The organism is Paraburkholderia lycopersici (genome assembly GCF_900096975.1).
Lineage (GTDB): Bacteria > Pseudomonadota > Gammaproteobacteria > Burkholderiales > Burkholderiaceae > Paraburkholderia > Paraburkholderia lycopersici.
Map to the genome: position 1 here is coordinate 107,015 of NZ_FMYQ01000012.1, position 17,617 is coordinate 124,631.

The window sequence follows — 17,617 nt, forward strand, 5'->3', positions numbered from 1 at the left end:
CCGCCAATGACAGGTCCTGTGTTCCCGGCGACCGACGCTTCAGTGTCGGCCCGGCTAAACCCGGCTCGGGTCAAAATGCGCGGCACCTTCGGCAGACATGACATGCCTGCCGCCAAACCCGGCCGGTGTTGGCGGCGAAGCGGCGCCGGGTGAGTGCAAAGCCCCGGACGACGACGGAACCCGCATGTCTTTACCCGATAACCGGGGCCATGGGTAAAGCCGATATATTTTTTATTGTGAAAGGGATTGTCTATCGAATAAGCTTCGATATAACGATGAGCGCACCACTAATGAACGCAAGCGGTATCGCAGCAAGGCAAGCGCCCGGGTTTCCGTCTTGCGTTGTCCGGTAGGTCAGGAACCGGCCGGCGAGCACCATTCGCCATTACCGCAGCACCTATGCGGGCGCGTTACAGTCCGGCATGAGCCGCCGAACTTCGCGAGCACCAGGCCGGCTGCACCGCGTCGGCCGCCTTGCGCGGGCACGCGACTCGCCCTTTCGCACCGGGACTCACATGACTCTGTCGGACTTTATCGAAGCGGACCTCGATGGGCTGATCGCGGACTGGACCGAATATGCTCGTGCCATCAGCCCGAAGGACAGCCAGCTCGACGACACGCAGTTGCGCAATTCGGCGCGCGAATTGTTGACTGGGATCGCGGCCGATATACGGGCGAGGCAAACCGACGCGCAGCAACACGCAAAGTCGCATGGCGAGCGGTCCGATCCAAATTCGGCGTTCAACCAGATCGGGCGTGGACACGCCGATGACCGGCAGGCACACGGCTTCGAAATCAATGCACTCGTGGCTGAATACCGCGCACTGCGGGCGAGTGTGCTGCGAAGATGGCAGCAGACGTGTCGGCTCGACTCGGCGGCGTTTCAGGAGATGATCCGCTTTAACGAAGCGGTCGATCAAATGGTGGCGGTGTCGGTCCGGCAGTTCGCACAGAGCACCGAGCATATCCGGGACCTTTTTGCCGGTGTGCTTGCACATGACATGCGCTCGCCAGTGGGAGCGATACTGAACTCGGCGCATGTTCTGCTGCGTGACGAGAACCTGTCTCCCACCAGCACGCGCGCGGCTGCGAACCTTCAACGCAGCGCAGAGCGCCTGAAATTGTTGATTGACGATCTCTTCATCTTCACGCGCACCCGTCTCGGAGATGCGCTTCCGATCGAGCCCACCCAGCAGGATTTCGGGAGGATCTGTCACGGCGCAGTCGAGGAAGTCCGCGCCGCGAGGCCCGACGCGCAAATCGAGGTGCAGGCAACGGGCGAACTCGCCGGCATCTGCGACGCCGCCCGCATGAATCAATTGATCGTCAATCTCGTAACGAATGCCGTTCAGTACGGCTGCGGAGCCGTCCTCGTGGAAGCCGCCGGTGACGTCGGACAGATAGTTCTTGGCGTCTCGAATGGAGGTCCGCCCATACCGGCAACGGCACTGCCCACGCTCTTCGATCCCCTGACCCGCGTGAATCCGTCACCGAAGCACGGACGAGCTTCGTCGGGCGTTGGGCTTGGCCTGTATATCTGCCGTTGTATCGCACATGCTCATCAAGGAACGATCGAAGTCGAATCGGACGAGGGGGGGACGGTATTCACGGCGAAGATCCCACGCCTCCCGGTTCCGCCGCACTGACCACACGCGGTACTTGTGCCTTTATGCGTCTGCCGATGGCGGCGGTTCATTCGGCAACGGACCATTGGACCGTACCTCGGCGTCGCGCGGCGGCCAGATGGCGGCGCGGGCCTGACCGCGCGGTCACGCCTGCCGACGCCCATCGAACGCCCCGGGCGGATCCGGATTGCGCGCGCATTGACGAGGCGATAGCGTTGCCCCGTAGTGTTGGCCGCAGTGTGTTGGCCAATAGTGCCGTCCGGTGCCCGGCACCTACGCGCCTATGCGCACGGCGCGCCCATATCACGAAGGAGATGACGAGCATGACCGAAAATGGCGGGATCGCCGCACGAAGTACGGCGCCAGCCCGCACATTCAACGTCGATCTCACCGCTCCCGGGCGGTTTCGCAGCGGTATAGAGACGTGGTTCGAAATACTCCACGACAATTACTTTCCGCTCGACGTGAAGGTTGGCCGCGAGTTTCGCTCGGGCCTGCTCACGCGCGTCGATATCGGGGAGATACGCGCCTGCACGCTGAAAACCGATCCGATGCTGACCGAGCGCCGCACGTCTCGCTCCATGCCGGACGGGCGCGACTTCTACGTCGTGGAAATACCCCGGGCGGCGTCCATTCGGGTCGCGCAGCGCGGCCGGGAAAGCGTCGTGCGTCCGGGCGGTTTCACGGTCGTCAACGGCGCGGAAGGCTACACGTTCGAAACTGCGCAACTCAACGAGGTCCGCACGTTGCGTATTCCGTGCCGCTCGCTGCGCGCACGCCTGCCGAGCCTCGATGACTGGGTCGCGAAAACACGCGAGTCGAGCCAGCCGCTCGTGGCACTCTTTCTCGATTTCGCGGCTTCGTATGGCCAGCATGGACCCGCGCTGCCGCCGGCGCATCACGAGCGCGTGGAGCAGCATCTGCTCGACTTGCTGGTGATGGCACTCCTCGGCGCCGACGACGCCAGCAGCGAAACCTCCGTGCGCAGCGCCCACCGGCAGCGCGCCTTGCGGGCCATCGAACAGCGCTTCTGCGACCCGGCGCTCGAACCGTCCGGCGTCGCGCGCGCGATCGGCGTATCCGAACGCTATCTGCAGAAGATATTTTCGGAGAGGCGGGAAACGGTCTCGGCCACGATACGCGCGCGCCGCATTCTCGAAGCGAAGCGCCTTCTCGCGAACCGCGCGCCATTGCGCCTGAGCGTCACCCAGATCGCGTATGCGGTGGGCTTCTCCGATCCCGCCTATTTCAGCCGCGTGTTCCGCCAGGCCACCGGCGTCTCGCCCGTCCAGTACGAAGGCGACGCTCCGCGAGCCCCGGCGTAAGCAGCGCCGGGGCTCGCGCATTCCGCAGACAAAACGCCTTGCAGGCCCGCGCCTCGACGACCCTCGGCCCGGCGTTCCAGTCCAATCTTTTGTGCGCCACAGTGCAAGTGGGCGCATTTTCCGCTTTGTAGAGTGCGAAGCAACGGGGCGCGCATGCGGACCCGCCGCACCCAGGACAAAGAGGAGAGATGCCGTGTATTCGACCATGCCCGATACGTCCCGCTCGCTCGTGCAGCGCATCGTCGATCACTTCCGCACGCTGATCGAAGACGGCAAGCTCCACTCGGGCATGAAGATCCCGTCGATCCGCAGTTTCGCCGAATCGCATGGCGTCAGCGTGTCGACCGTGGTCGACGCCTACGACCGTCTCGTCGCCGACGGTCTGCTGGTGCCGCGCCAGAACGCCGGCTTCTTCGTGCGCAGTTTCCAGCACGGCGTGCGGCGCGATCACGACGCGCGCGGCGGCGACGAAGCGGCGGGTTTCGATTCGCTATGGATGCTCAACCGCATCTGGCAAAACCACAACGTCGAGATCAACCCGGGCTGCGGCTGGATTCCGCCACGCTGGCTCGACGAAGAAGGCTTGCGCCGCGCAATGCGAAACATGTCCGTCCACACGAATGGAACGATGGCCGGCTACGGCACGCCCAAAGGTTATCTGCCGCTGCGCTGGAAAATCTCCGACTGGCTCAACCAGCAGGAGGTCTTCTGTCCGCCGGAGCAACTGCTGATGACGACCGGCGCCGCGCATGCGCTCGGCCTCCTGATCCAGTTGCTCGTCAAGCCGGGCGACACCGTCTTCGTCGATACGCCCGGCTACAGCCTGCTGTTCCTGCACCTGAAGCGCGTTGGCGTGAATATCGTCGGTGTGCCGTGGACGCCGCTTGGCCCGGACATCGCAGTCCTCGAACAACTGCTGCGCGAGCACCCGCCGCGCGCCTGGTTCACGAATCCGCGCCTGCACAACCCAACGGGCGCGTCGTGCTCGACTGCGACCGCTCACCGGATGCTCCAGCTTGCCGCGCGACACGACTTCCTGATCGTCGAGGACGACGTGTGCGCCGATCTCGACAGCGCGGCACGCCGCCCTCTTGCGAGCATGGACCAGCTCGAGCGCGTGGTCTATGTCGGCAGCTTTTCGAAAGCTGCGTCTCCGGCCGTACGCGTCGGCTACATCGCCGCCCATCCTGATCTCATCGAAGACCTCACGCAGTTCAAGATGATCACCGGCCTCACGAGCTCGGAGATCGGCGAGCGCTTCGTCTATCAGTTGCTGACCGATGGCCGCTACCGCAAGCACCTCAAGGGGCTGCGCGATAACCTGTCGCGCGCGCAGGACGAAACGCGGCGCAAGCTCGTCGAGGCCGGCATGGTGTTGTTCAACGACGCGCGCGACGGCCTTTTCGTGTGGGCGCGTCACCCGTCCCACGACGACTCGCGCGCGCTCTCGAACCGCGCGCTCGACAAGGAAATCTACCTCGCGCCCGGCCACCTGTTCGCGCACGACGAGGCGGCTACGCCGTGGCTGCGTTTCAATGTCGGCTATTGCGGGCACGATGCGCTGTTCGAGTTCCTCGCGCTCGCGTAGCGCGGCGCAAGCGGGTGAAAACCGCTCGCGCCATCTACGTGCCCCCCCCGTCTGCTAGAACTGGTGCGTCATGCCGAGCCGGGCCGCGACCTGCCGGCTCGTGCCCGACGGATTGAAGCCGGCGATCTGCGCCACAGGCGCAGCGCCCGACGCGTTCTGGAACGCCCCCATCGCATAGACCGATGTCCGTTTGGAGAGCGCGTACTGCGCGATCAGATTGACCTGTTGATACTTTGGCGTGGTGTCGCTCGCATGCGCGTGCCCGATCGTATAGGTGAAACCCGCGCCCATGAGCAGCGCGCTGGTGAACGAGTACGTGCCCGAGATTTCGTAGTTCTGAAACGTCATGTCGCCACCGCCGATCGACGAGCGAAACGCCGTATCCGAGAAGGCCGCCGAGACCTTCAGCGACCCCAACGTGTACGACGCGCCCGCCGCGAGCACGCTCTGGCTGCGGGCGCGCGCGAGGGCGTCGCCGTAAATCGCGTTGGTAAAGCCGCCGCCCGACGCATAGCCCGCCACCGCGGTCACCGGATCGTCGACATGCAGATAGCCGACGCCCGCACCGAACGCACCGCCCGCATACGCGATTGCGACGCTCCAGGTCGAATCGGTCGAAAACGCGCCCGCATGCCCGCCGGGCGAGTAATGGCCCTCGAACGTAACGCCTGCGATCGCAGGGCTTACATACTTGATCGCGTTGGGTACCGAGAAGCCGTTGTCCAGATTATCCATATCGTTCGGGTGTGCGAAATACCAGCCGCCGTACTGCCCGTTCAGCGTGAACGGTTCCAGCAGATCGACGTTCGCGTCCCATTGCCGCCCGAATGTCAGCGCGCCGTATCGTACCGACTGGATGCCGACGTAGGCGTTGCGCGAAAACGCAAGCCCGCCACCCGCCTGCCCATTGGCGGCGTCGAAGCCGCTTTCGAGCCGGAAGACCGCGCTCAAGCCTGCGCCCAGGTCCTCCGTGCCCTTCAAGCCCCAGCGGCTGCCAAGCGGCACGCCGCTTTGCATCTGAACGAGCCGGCCGCCGCTGCCCGCCACGGCCTGCCCGTTGTTCGCGCTCACCACATTGTTCGCATAGTCGATTCCGAGATCGAGCACGCCGTACAGCGTGACCGAACTCTGCGCCTGCGCACCGCCTGCCAGCAAAACGAGCGGCAGCCCCATAATCAGATGTTTTTTCATTGTCTCTTCCACATTGATTCGATGTCGAATGGATGGCCGCGGCGCAGAGCGTCTTCATCAGCGTGTGCCCTGCGCGCGAACCCTTAGAGCGCTACATCGCGCACGAACGACCGCTTGCCCGCGAGCGACAGGGCCGCGCGATAGACGAGCGCCGCGCTGATGGCGGCCGCGGGGGCGGAAAACGTCGCGACGCCGCCGCCGCATTCGAGCAGCGCGATGCCGATCGCCGTTGCCGCGAGCCACGCCAGGAGCCCGCACCGGTTGAGCGCGACCACGCGCTCGCGGCGATATTCGATCTGCCCGCCGAATATCTCGTCGTAATGCGGCGACACGATATGCGTGACCGCAATCGCCACCCACGCCACGACGAAGATCCCCTGATACGAGAGCGCCTGCAGGATGAAGCCGAAGACGTTCGTCAGCATGAGCACGTAGACGAGCGCCCCGACCACGATCGACCAGACGAATTTCGGCAAATCCAGCCCGATCGCGCTTTGAAAGAACGCGTGCATGTTCGTCGACGCAAGATAGAAGTTCGCCGTGTTGATGCGCGTCTGGGTGACCCAGACGAACAGCAGCCCGCCGAAACCCATTAGTTTGAGCAATGCCATCACGACCGAGACCTCGCTCACCGCGCCCTCGGTCGCAAGCGTGCCCGCGAGAAAGATGCCCGCCACGCCGTTGCAGAGGAACGTGAACGTATAGAAGAGCCAGCCGAAGTTGAGGTTCGCGTGATAGCCGGCGTCCTGCTTCTTGCCGAAGCGCGCATAGTCCCACGTGTACATCATGAGGATCCACACGCCCATGAACGCGGTGAAGCAGTTCCACCAGCCATTCGCGGGCGCGCCGCCAGGGGGGCCTAGATGCAGCCAGGCGCTGTGGTCGCCGCTCGTGGTGAACGCGGCGATCAGGGCGGCGATGAGGCCGATCAGGTAGAACGGCAGCAGCACGCCGTTGAACCTGTCGAGCCAGCGCTGCACGCTTCCGAACACGAGCAGCACGCTATAGGTCACCACGATCAGGTATGCGACATGCAACGAGACGGCCGGGAAGTATGCATTGATCGCAATGGCGATCACCGAACCTTCGAACAGCGCGTAGTAAATCGCGGTAGCGAAAAAAATCAGTGTCGCAAGCGGTGCGCCGTAGCTGCCGAATACCACGCGCGAGAAAAGCGCAACCGACAGTCCGCTCGAGATCGCGAACCGGACGATCACGCGGTTGATTACGCTATAGACGGCGACCGAGAGTGCCAGCCCGATCAATGCATTGACGGTGCCGAAATGGATCGCGAGCGTGGCGGACACCACGAGCCAGAACATCGCGCTGCAGATCGCCCACCACGCCATCGTCAGCGAGCCTCTCGACATGCGCGCGCCGTCCGGAACCGGGCTTGCGGCATAGCTGCTGTCTTGCTTGTCCGCGTCGTCTTTCAGTTCCATAAGTCCTCCGAAACAAATTGGATGAAATGAGCAGGCAATATGGCTGCCTGCTTCGTCGCCTGGCGGACCGCGCGGCGCACGGTCCGCCAGGCCGTTACGCGTCAGGCCGCGTCGCCCGCGTCCGTCAGCACGTAGACGCCCGTCGAGTCGAGACGCGCACTCCACCGCGGCGGCAACACGATCGACGTCGTCACTTCCTCGATGACCGCCGGCCCCGCAATCACATCGCCCGCGCCCAGCAACGTACCGTCGTATACCGGCGCATTCACCGTTTCGATGTCCTGCCCCCGCCCGAAGATCATCTCGCGCCGCGCCTTGACCGCAATCTCAATGTCGCCGGACCCGGCTTCGATGGTTTGTTCCGGCGGCTGGTCGAGCACGCCATACACGGTGCTTTCGATGTTCACGATCTCCACCTGGCTTTCCGGCTCCGCGTAAGTGAAGAGCTGCTTGTGGCGATCGTCGAACAATTCGCGGATGCGGCCGATGGTCTCGCCGCTCACCTCCATCGCGCCGATGTTGACCGAGCACTCGTGCACCTGCCCGCAGTAGCGCATGTCGAGTTGACGCTCGACCTGAATGCGATCGCGCGGGAAGCCCTCGCGCTCGAGCGCGGCCACCGCGTCGGTTTCGAGCCGCTCGAACTGCCGCTGCACACGCTCGAACGACGTGTGCGGCTCGATGCGCATCGGGCACGCTGCCATGTAGTTGTATTTGACGTCGGAGAGCAGTTGTCCAAACGCGCACAGCCCGGAGGCCAGCTTCGGCACCAGCACCGTCTTCACGCCGATCTCGCGCGCGAGGCCCGCGATGTGCAGCGAGGTTGCACCGCCGGCGGCAATCAGGACGAAGTCGCGCGGATCGTAGCCGCGCTCGATCGAAACCCGCCGGATGCCGTTTATCATGTTCACGTTGACGATGTTGTAAATGCCGTATGCCGCCTTGCCCACGCCGAGCCCGAGCGGCTTCGCGATCTGCGTTTCGATTGCGGCGTGCGAAGCCTTGCCGTCGATCTTCACGCGGCCGCCGAGCAGCGACTCCGGGTTCAGGTAGCCGAGCACCACGTTCGCGTCGGTCACCGTCGGCTCCACACCGCCGCGCATGTAGCACGCGGGGCCCGGCACCGCGCCCGCGCTCTGCGGGCCGACCTTCAGCAGCCCCATCGCGTCGATCCACGCGATCGAGCCGCCGCCCGCGCCAAGCGTCTCGACCTGGATCATCGGCGTGCCAATGCGGTAGCGCAGAAAATCGATGTCCTTGCTCACGTTCGTCGCGCCGTCTTTCGTCAGCGTGATATCGAAGGACGTGCCGCCCATGTCGACGGTGATGAGGTTGCGATAGCCGAATGGCCTGGCGACGAACAGCGCCGCGCGCGGCGCGGACGCCGGCCCCGAGTTGATCGCATTGACGGCGCGCGAGGCCATCGCGGTCGGCGACGCCATGCCGCCGTTCGATTGATAGAAGCGCACGGGCGAGGCAACGCCGTTATCGAGGTAGAACCGTTCGATACGGTTCACGTAGCGCGACAGCACGGGGCCGAGGTAGGCGTTCACGACGGTCGTGGAGGTGCGCGTGTACTCGCGCATCTGCGGAAATACCTCAAGGCCGGCCGATACGTAGACATCGGGCAGCATTTCGCGAACGATCTGCGCCGCGCGCCGTTCGTGAGCGCCATTGGCGACGGACCATACGAACGAAATCGCGACGGCTTCCACGCCTTCGCGGCGGAAGAGTTCGCACGCGGCGCGCACGTCGTCCTCGTTTAGCGGCGTATGCACGGTGCCGTCCGCCAGGACCCGCTCGCGGATCGGCCTGCGCAAATAGCGTTCGACGAGCATTTTCGCGGCCGGATAGCAGGCGTCGTAGCGGTGTCCTTCCTCCTTGTGCCCAAGGCGAATTTCGAGAGAGTCTTCATGGCCCGCCGTGCAGATGAGGCCGGTCTTCACGCCCTTGTGCTGAATCAGCGCGTTCAGCGCGACAGTCGTGCCATTGACGCACAGGTCCAGATTCGAAAGGATTTGCCCGACCGGCTGGCCAAGCGCCTGCGCGATCTGTCCGAGGCCGTCGGCAATGGCGCGGGTGCCGTCCTCGGGCGTCGAGGTGGCCTTGAACAGGCGCATCTGGCCTGCGCCGTCCGCGAGAACGAAATCGGTAAATGTGCCGCCTGCATCAACGCCCAGGCGATATTGCTTGCTGTTCATGTCGTCTCCTTCGTCTTGCGGTTAGCGGCGGCTGGCGCGCAGCACGTCCGTGGCGGCGTGGTCCACGCGCAGGCCCTCTTCGTCGATCACCACGCCGTACTCGGCGCGCGCCGCGCCGACCGACACGATGCCGTTGCGCACGTCCGCCGCTACGCGCTCGGGATCGCGCAGCAGCGGCGAGCCCCAACCGCCTCCACCGGGGTTGCAGGTGGCGAGGCAATAGCCGTCGCGCACGGTCATCACCGCATTTTCCTGATGCGATTCGATCACCTTGCCGTGGCGCTTCAGATCGACCCGGCCAAGCTTGGTCTCCGGCAAGGCGCTCGATGCACCGTTGGCGCCGATCGCGGGCAGCTTGCGTCCTTCCCCGAAGCTCACGACCGTCATCTCATGGCCGATCGGCTCGACTTCCCAGACCGTGCCGCAGCCGCCGCGGTACTGGCCCGCGCCGGCGCTGTCCGTGACCAGCCCGTAACGATGGATCAGGATCGGATATGAATATTCGAGCGTCTCGATGTCTCCGGAATAAAGCGCCCCGAAGCAGGACTGCGGACCGCACGCGTGCCAGCCGTCCATGTAGCCGGTCGCGCCGGCACCCGACACCAGCGACGCCAGCACCATCGTGACGTACTCCTCATCGTTTCTCTGATCGTGACCTGCGATGTTCACCCCGCTGGAATGCCCCCACGAGCCTACCGCACGCTCGGGCTGCGCCTTTTCCAGCGCGAGACGCACCGCGTCGGCGAGCGTTTCCATCGGCGTCGTCGTGCAGTTCACGTGCGGCGCGGGTTCGCGTGCGTTGCACAACGTCCCCTGCGGGCCGAGATCGACGCTCACGCAGCGATACAGCCCCTCGTTATAGGGCGGATCGAGCTGGGCGAACATCATCAGGCCAAGGTAGACGCCCGAAATCGAATTGCCTTCGTAGGAGTTGATGAAGTAGGGAATCTGCGGCGGACTCTCGATACGGATATGGCATGTATCGGCCATGATGTCGACGGTCGCCTTGATCTCGATCTCGCCGAATCCGTGCCCGGAGTCTTCCAGCGTCGCACGCGCCTCATAGGTGCCGTCCGGCACCGCGCGGATGATCTGGCGCATGTGGCGATCCGCCATGTCCATCAGCTCGTCGATACACGCACGCACCGTCTCGACACCGTATTTGTCGAGCAGTGCGATCAGGTTGCGCGCGCCGACGTTGACCGCGCCGAGCTGCGCCTTCAGATCGCCCTCCTGGTCGCGACGCGAACGCATGTTGCTCAACATGAAATTGATCATGTCGTAGCGCTCCACGCCGCGGTCCCAGAGCTTCACCGGCGGTATGCGAAGGCCTTCCGCGTAGATCTCTTTCGCGTCCGGGTTGTAGCCCGCGGGCACCGGGCCGCCGATGTCGGTCACGTGGCCCTTGCACACGGTCCAGAACGCGAGCTCGCCTTTGTAGAACACCGGCTTGTACATACAGCAGTCGACGATGTGGCTGCCTTTGTAGACGGGGTCGTTGTGGTAAATGATGTCGCCGTCGTGCAGGTCGTCGCCGAAGAAGCGCGCGACTTCCTTCATGGCAGGAATCAGCCCGCCGAGGTGAATCGGAATATCCTGGCCTTGCAGGACCATCTCGGGACGGTCGTTGAAGATCGCATTGCTGTAGTCGTGTGCAACATTGAACACACTCGAGCGCGCGGTCTTCTCCAGCGTCATGGTCATCTCGCGCTGCGTGGTCTCGAGCACGCCGCGCACGACGGCAAGCGTAATCGGATCGACATCTCGTGCCATTACTCTCTCCACTTGATAAGCGTTTGTCCGGACGCCTGGCGAGGCGCCCGATCCGTAACGGATGGAACGAGAGTAGGCAGGCAAAATTGGCACCACAATGCACAGCGCCGCGGCTACGCGCCCATGCTGTGTTGCTTCCTGGGGCCATACACGCGCACTGGACGGCCGGCACGCGCGGGACGGCCCGAGGGCCGCCGGGGCACGGCGGCACACGCGGCGGCCCGCCGTGCCCCGCCGGAACAACGCGATCACACCGCCGGCACGCACTGCGCGATATGCCGGCCGATAGCGATGGACGCCGTCGCGGCTGGCGATGGCGCATTGCAGACGTGCAGCGCGCGCGGCGTCTGAACGAGCCGAAAGTCGTCGACGAGCCCGCCATCGGACTGCAATGCCTGCGCGCGCACGCCCGCCGCCGCCGGCTCGAGATCGTCGCCGCCGATTTCGGGAATCAGCCGTTGCAGGCTGCGCACGAATGCGCGCTTGCTGAACGAGCGATGCATTTCTTGAGCCCCTTCGCGCCAATGCTTCGCACACAGTCGCCAGAAGCCCGGAAAGGCGATCACCTCGGACAGGTCGCGCATGCTGACGTCGCGTTTGGTGTACCCTTCGCGCGCGAACGCCAGCACCGCGTTCGGACCGGCCTCCACCCCGCCGCCGATCATCCGCGTGTAGTGCACGCCGAGGAACGGAAACGCCGGATCCGGCACCGGATAAACGAGGTGCCTGACGAGATGCTGCCGCTCGGGCCTGAGCATGTAGTATTCGCCGCGGAACGGCACGATCCGCACTTCGGGATCGACGCCGGCCAGCCGCGCGACGCGATCGCTGTGCAAGCCCGCGCAGTTGACGAGATAGCGTGCGAAGTGCGCGCCGCACGGCGTCTCGACCACTACGCCGTCACGCTCGCTCCGGATGCCTGTGACACGCGTTTCGAGCCGCAGCGTCACGCCATGCTCCGCAAGCTGCCCGGCGAAGCTCTCGCAGACGCGCGCGTAATCGACGATCCCCGCGTCCGGCACGCGCAGCGCGCGCAGACCGAGCACGTGCGGCTCGATTTCGCGCAGCGCCTGCGGACCGATCGCTTCGACGCCAAGGCCGTTCTCGCGGCCGCGTGCCGCGAGCGCCTCCATGAGCGGCACTTCCTCGGGCTGCGTGGCGACGATCACCTTGCCGCACAGCTCGTATGCAATGCCGCGCCGCTCGCAGTAGTCGATCAACGCACGCCGCCCCTCGCGCGCGAACTTCGCTTTCAGGCTGCCCGGCCGATAGTAGATGCCGGAATGAATCACGCCGCTGTTGTGGCCGGTCTGGTGGCGCGCCCAGGCCGCTTCTTTTTCGAGCAGCAGGATCGAGGCGTCGGGAAACCGCCCGGCCAGCGCGACACCCGTTGCCAGCCCGACGATGCCGCCGCCCACGATCGCAAAGTCGTACGTCTCGCTCATCGCCGCCGCCCTCACTGCGATGAAAAGCGGCCGCGCTGGCGCATCAGTTCCCGATGCAGTTGCGCATCGGGCTCGAACGGCGCGCGGCCGTGCAGCCAGAACTGATTGTTCAGCACGACGAGGTCTCCCGCCGGCAGCGGCAGTGCCGCCGTGCCCGCGGAAGTCTCCATCGAATCGGAGAGCGCCTGCAGCCACGCGGCGTGCTCGATGCTTTCGGGACAAACGAACTGATCGATATAGCAGATGCACTCGCGGTCGTTGACCTTGAAAAACGTCGGCCGGGCAACGCACTGCGCGACGTTCTTGCTCGCAGGCGAGCGGTAGGTGAACGGATACGCACCGAGCGGATGTTCGCTGAAACGCTTGAGGTCCCGCCAGTCATCGAGATGCAGCAGCCTCGATTCGCCACCGCGCGCATGATGCTCGGAGAACTTCATCATCAGCAGCCAGTCCGTTGCTTCGTCGACGAACGTGCCGTCGGTATGCAGCGTGAAGAGGCGATAGGCCTGGCGAAGATACGAATCGCTGGCGTCGGTGGACTTGACCACGAAGCGCGCATAAAACGTCCCGGACATCGCGTCGTGATTCGCGGGACCGATAAGGTGGCCGATGGCCGTGCCGAACTTCACGTAGTCCTCATGATCCGCCGTCACGCCCTGAACGCCGATCGTGAAGCCGCCGGTGTCGCGCTCGTGCAGGATCGCGCGCAGCGTCTGCCTGAAACCGATGCCCAGGCGCTCGTCCAGCGCCTGGGCGAGCATGAAGCGCGCGGTCGGCACGTATTCCAGATGCTGGCTGCTCATTTTCCGGTGCGACTCGAAGAAATCGGCAAGCACGTGCTCGTCGATCTCGATGTGATGAAGCCGCTGATGGTGCGCATGAGCGTGGATGCGAAACCCGGCGTCGCCGGCAACGTTGCTGAACGCGGGACGCGTGAAAAGCTGCTCTCGTTGCATGATCTGTCCTTGAGTGACGGTGCTGGACGAGAGCAGACGAAATGGCGCCCGTAACGGTGTTCGTCCCTGCCGGCTCGCGCCGGATGGCGCGTCACGACAGCTCGCAGCGAATGGCGATGGGAGAACCTGTGCTGTCGGTGCAGGCGAGAGCCCGCGCGGAGCAAGGTGTAGAGGCGGCGGCGGCGCGCATGCGAGGCGAGCCGCCGCGGCACAGGCAGGACGCCTGTGAACTGCGTTACCTGTCCTGGGACAAAACACTGCCCAAGCGCGGTTCTGGCGCTTCGGACAGGCTGCGTTCGTACTGGAGGTGCAAATCCTTGAGCGCCGCGACGAGCGCGAGCCCGGCGCGGCCAATGTAGCATCGCTGAACGCGCTCGACGACCGGCGCCGCGCCGTCGCGCAGGCTGTGCCCGCGCAACAGGTCGCGAATGAAGGTCCGGCCGTGTTCCGTAGCTAGCGTGCAGGACGCTTCGAGAATGACCGCATATTTCGCGTCGATCTCAACCGTCACGCTCAGCGACTCGAAGAGGTGCTGCGCCGCCATGCCTTGGGGCAGCCGCGCATGCCCCGCCACGAAGCGTGTCTGTGCCCGGCTCATGACCGGACGTCCCGCGTCGCGGCGGCAAGGCTGCGTGGTTCATTGTCCTGCATCGCTCGCTCCGTTCGATATCCGGAATCCAGTTTAGGAACCGCGATATCGCAGGGCAACGTACAGCCGGCAGCGAGCGGTTCCGATACTGTCCTGCATCTGCGGGCAGTACAGGTCGCGCCGCGCCACGCTTCGCTTTCCTCAATCAAGCGACTTGCGAAACCGCAGGATGCTGAGGCCCAGCAGAACCGTGCCGAGCACAGCCAGGGCCGCGAGTTGCTGCCACAGCACCTGAGCATCGACGCCCTTGAGGAATTCGGCGCGCAACACGACAAGAAAATAGCGCAGCGGGTTGAGGTAGGTAAGCCATTGCAGAACGGCCGGCATGGACGAAATCGGAAAGGCGAACCCGGAGAGGATGAAAATCGGGTTCACGAAAAAGAAGTTCAGCGCGAACGCCTGTTGCTGCGTGCGGGAAAACGTCGAGAGCAGCAGGCCGAACCCGAGCGTGGCAAGAAGGAAGAGCGACACGCCCGCCAGCATCACGAACCCGTTTCCGACGAACGGCACGTGGAACCACCACACGCCGACGGCGGTCACGATCGCAACGTCGCCGAGCCCGATCAGAAAGAACGGAACGGTCTTGCCAAGAATGAATTCGTACGGCCGGATCGGGCTCACCATGATCTGTTCGAGCGTGCCGATCTCGCGCTCGCGCACGACGGCAAATGCCGTGAGGCTCACGACCTGGATCAGCGTGAGCGTGCCCACCACGCCGGGAATGAAAAACCATCTGTCGTCGATGTCCGGATTGAACCATGGCCGGTCCCGCAGCGTAACCGTGACCGAAGGCGGCGCGGCGCCGGCCGCGACGGGCCATGCGCGCGACATCCAGTCGCTCTGGAACTGCGCGACGATCTGGTCGACGTAACCGAGCGCGATCAGGGCCGTGTTCGAATTGGAACCGTCCACGATCACCTGGAGCGGCGCCGTCTCGCCGTCCTGCAGGAATTGGGCGAAGCCTGCATGGATGACGAGCGCGAGCGTCGCGCGGCCGGTGTCCACGTCGTGCGCCATCTCGCGCTCGGTCGCGGCTTCGTCGACGAGCTCGAAGCGGCCCGTGGCGAGGAAATGGGAAACGAGGTCGCGGCTTGCCTCGCTGCGGTCGAAGTCGAGCAGCACGACGGGAACGTGATTGACCGTGAAGGTCGCGGCGTAGCCATAGATCAGCACCTGAATGATCAGCGGCACGACGAGCCGGAACATCGCCCACCGGTCCCGCTTGAGCTCGAGAAACTCCTTGACCAGCATCGACCGCACGCGTTCGGACATTGCGCTCCCCTCGGCCTCGTGGCTCAGTCAAGACGCTTCCTGAACGCTCGCACGCTCAGGACGACGATTACGAGCGCGTAGAGCGCGAGCGCGCCAAATGGCGCGGCGATATCCGCCAGCGGACTGCCCTTGAGAAACACCGCGCGCAGGATCGTCACGTAGTAGCGCGCATAGACGAGCAGCGTAATGGACTGGACCGCGCGCGGCATCTGGTCGATCGCGAACGTATAGCCCGAAAGCATCGTGGTCGGCATCATCGTGAGCAGCAGCGCGACCTGGCTCGCGCCGACCTGGCTGCGGATATGCACCGACATCAGATAGCCGATGCCGAGCACGACCAGCGTGAACAGCGCGGTCGTGACGAGGAGCGTCGGGATGCTGCCGCGAAACGGCACGTGAAACCAGTACACCGCGCCGAGCAGGCAAAACGACGCATCCGCGAAACCGATCACGAAGTAAGGCACCAGCTTGCCCAGCATGACTTCGATCGGTTTGACCGGCGTGGAGATCAACTGCTCCATGGTCCCGCGCTCCCATTCCCGCGCCACGGTGAGCGACGTGAGCTGGGCGCCCACGAGCGCGAGGATCACGGCCACCACGCCCGGAATGATGAAGTTGCGGCTGTCGAGCCCCTCGTTGTACCAGACGCGCGGCTCCAGATCGACGGCGCCATACTGCTGCGGCAGCACGCCATGCGCGCGGGCCCAGCGCGTGGCAAAGTCGGCCGCCACCTGCGCGACGATCCCCTGTGCGTAGCCGATGGCGATGTTGGTCGTATTCGTGTCGCTCGCGTCGGCGATGGTCTGCACGGGCGCCGTGCCCGTCGTCGTGAGAACGCGCGAGAAGTCCACCGGGATCGTCACCGCCATCCGGCAGAGGCCGCGGTTCATCGCGTCGCGTACGTCGCGCTCGCTCCCGCTCAACGCGACCGCCGAAAACCAGCCCGACGCGACGAAGCTCTGCACGAGCTCGCGGCTCGTCTGACTGTGCTCTTCGTCGTGCACGCAGAGCGGCACGCGCTTGATGTCGAGGCTCACGCCATAGCCGAGCAGCGCCATCTGCATGAGCGGCATGAGCAGCGCGATGGCGAGGCTGCGCCGGTCGCGCCAGATCTGCAGCGACTCCTTGTAGGCCATCGCGATCAGGCGCCGCAGGCTCATGCGTGCCCCCGCTCGCGCGCGGTGCGCGTGACCAGTTGGACGAACACGTCTTCGAGCCCTGGCTCGATCCGCACAGGCGCGGCTGCCTCGATGCCTGCGCGAGCGAGCAGCGCCGGCAATCGCGACGCATCGCCGCCATGCGCGATCAGAACGTGCAGACGATCGCCGAAAATGGCCGCCTCCAGCACGTCCGGCGCGGCGCGCAGCACCGCGACCGCTTCGCCGGGCGCCGCGCACGAGAGCTCGTAGAGCGTGCCGCCCAGTTCGCGCTCGCGCAGGTCGCCGGGGCTGCCGATGGCGATCAGGCGCCCCGCGTCGATCAGGGCGATGCGGTTGCAGTATTCGGCTTCGTCCATGTAGTGGGTGGAGACGAGCACCGTCACGCCTTGCGCGGCCAGATCGTGAATGAGATCCCAGAAGCGCCGGCGCGCCTGCGGCTCGACGCCGGAGGTCGGCTCGTCGAGAAACAGCACCGGCGGCCGGTGCAGGATCGCGCAGCCGAGCGCAAGGCGCTGCCGCCAGCCGCCCGCGAGCGTGCGCACGAGCGCATCCTCGCGGCCTGCCAGCCCGGCCATGTCGATCACGAAGCGGATGCGCTCTTCGAGCGACGCGTGCGGCACGCGGTAGATGCCGCCGAAAAAGCGCAGATTCTCGCGACAGGTCAGGTCGCCGTACAGCGAGAACTTCTGCGACATGTAGCCGATATGGGCGCGCAGGTCTTCCGCTTGCGTGGCGACGTCGAAGCCCGCGACGCGCGCCGTGCCGGCGCTCGGCGTGAGCAGCCCGCAGAGCAGGCGTATGGTGGTGGACTTGCCGGCGCCATTGGGGCCGATGAAGCCCACCACTTCGCCGCGCGCGATGGCGAGGTCGAGCGAATCGACGGCCGTGAACTTGCCGAAGCGCTTCGTGAGCCCGCGCGCCAGCACGACCGGCTCCGCCGCCGCGGCGGCGCTCGCAGCGGGCATCGGGGCGGGCGCCGGGCCCGGATCG

13 protein-coding genes are annotated in these 17,617 nt (G+C 65.1%); 3 read left to right on the forward strand and 10 right to left on the reverse strand.

Features of this window, described 5'->3' with window-relative positions; genetic code table 11:
* Nucleotides 1–515 precede the first annotated feature (515 nt).
* The 3 genes from BLU17_RS15125 to BLU17_RS15135 all read left to right on the forward strand — a co-directional run bounded on the left by BLU17_RS15125 (nt 516) and on the right by BLU17_RS15135 (nt 4,538).
* On the forward strand, nt 516–1,646 hold the full coding sequence (locus tag BLU17_RS15125) for a sensor histidine kinase (RefSeq protein ID WP_091997797.1): 1,131 nt from the start codon (nt 516–518) through the stop codon (nt 1,644–1,646).
* A gap of 302 nt (nt 1,647–1,948) precedes the next feature.
* Nucleotides 1,949–2,950, forward strand: a complete 1,002-nt coding sequence (locus BLU17_RS15130; protein WP_176929106.1) for a helix-turn-helix transcriptional regulator — start codon at nt 1,949–1,951, stop codon at nt 2,948–2,950.
* 193 nt (nt 2,951–3,143) lie between these two features.
* Nucleotides 3,144–4,538: an aminotransferase-like domain-containing protein gene (locus tag BLU17_RS15135; RefSeq protein WP_245746875.1), complete on the forward strand. Its 1,395-nt coding sequence runs from the start codon at nt 3,144–3,146 to the stop codon at nt 4,536–4,538.
* A gap of 54 nt (nt 4,539–4,592) precedes the next feature.
* Here BLU17_RS15135 and BLU17_RS15140 read toward each other — a convergent pair whose 3' ends face one another.
* The 10 genes from BLU17_RS15140 to BLU17_RS15185 form a co-directional block, all read right to left on the reverse strand.
* Nucleotides 4,593–5,729, reverse strand: coding sequence for a porin (locus BLU17_RS15140; RefSeq protein WP_091997800.1), 1,137 nt, complete (start codon nt 5,727–5,729; stop codon nt 4,593–4,595).
* 83 nt (nt 5,730–5,812) lie between these two features.
* Nucleotides 5,813–7,171 carry a purine-cytosine permease family protein gene (locus BLU17_RS15145; protein WP_091997802.1) on the reverse strand — a complete coding sequence of 453 codons (1,359 nt, stop codon included), beginning with the start codon at nt 7,169–7,171 and terminating at the stop codon, nt 5,813–5,815.
* A 101-nt stretch (nt 7,172–7,272) separates the two neighbouring features.
* Nucleotides 7,273–9,372, reverse strand: coding sequence for a caprolactamase subunit alpha (gene capA / locus BLU17_RS15150; protein ID WP_091997804.1), 2,100 nt, complete (start codon nt 9,370–9,372; stop codon nt 7,273–7,275).
* A 21-nt stretch (nt 9,373–9,393) separates the two neighbouring features.
* Nucleotides 9,394–11,145, reverse strand: coding sequence for a caprolactamase subunit beta (gene capB, locus BLU17_RS15155; protein ID WP_091997805.1), 1,752 nt, complete (start codon nt 11,143–11,145; stop codon nt 9,394–9,396).
* 248 nt (nt 11,146–11,393) lie between these two features.
* On the reverse strand, nt 11,394–12,590 hold the full coding sequence (gene lhgO, locus BLU17_RS15160) for an L-2-hydroxyglutarate oxidase (RefSeq protein WP_091997807.1): 1,197 nt from the start codon (nt 12,588–12,590) through the stop codon (nt 11,394–11,396).
* Between the two features lie 11 nt (nt 12,591–12,601).
* Entirely contained in the window at nt 12,602–13,546 is a 945-nt protein-coding gene (glaH, locus tag BLU17_RS15165; RefSeq protein ID WP_091997808.1) for a glutarate dioxygenase GlaH, read from the reverse strand.
* Between the two features lie 235 nt (nt 13,547–13,781).
* On the reverse strand, nt 13,782–14,144 hold the full coding sequence (locus BLU17_RS15170) for a DUF3870 domain-containing protein (RefSeq protein ID WP_091997810.1): 363 nt from the start codon (nt 14,142–14,144) through the stop codon (nt 13,782–13,784).
* 192 nt (nt 14,145–14,336) lie between these two features.
* Nucleotides 14,337–15,467: an ABC transporter permease gene (locus tag BLU17_RS15175; protein WP_091997811.1), complete on the reverse strand. Its 1,131-nt coding sequence runs from the start codon at nt 15,465–15,467 to the stop codon at nt 14,337–14,339.
* A 23-nt stretch (nt 15,468–15,490) separates the two neighbouring features.
* Entirely contained in the window at nt 15,491–16,627 is a 1,137-nt protein-coding gene (locus BLU17_RS15180) for an ABC transporter permease (protein WP_091997813.1), read from the reverse strand.
* Nucleotides 16,624–17,592, reverse strand: coding sequence for an ABC transporter ATP-binding protein (locus BLU17_RS15185; protein ID WP_091997921.1), 969 nt, complete (start codon nt 17,590–17,592; stop codon nt 16,624–16,626). Before BLU17_RS15185 ends, BLU17_RS15180 begins: the two co-directional genes overlap by 4 nt.
* Nucleotides 17,593–17,617: the final 25 nt, after the last annotated feature.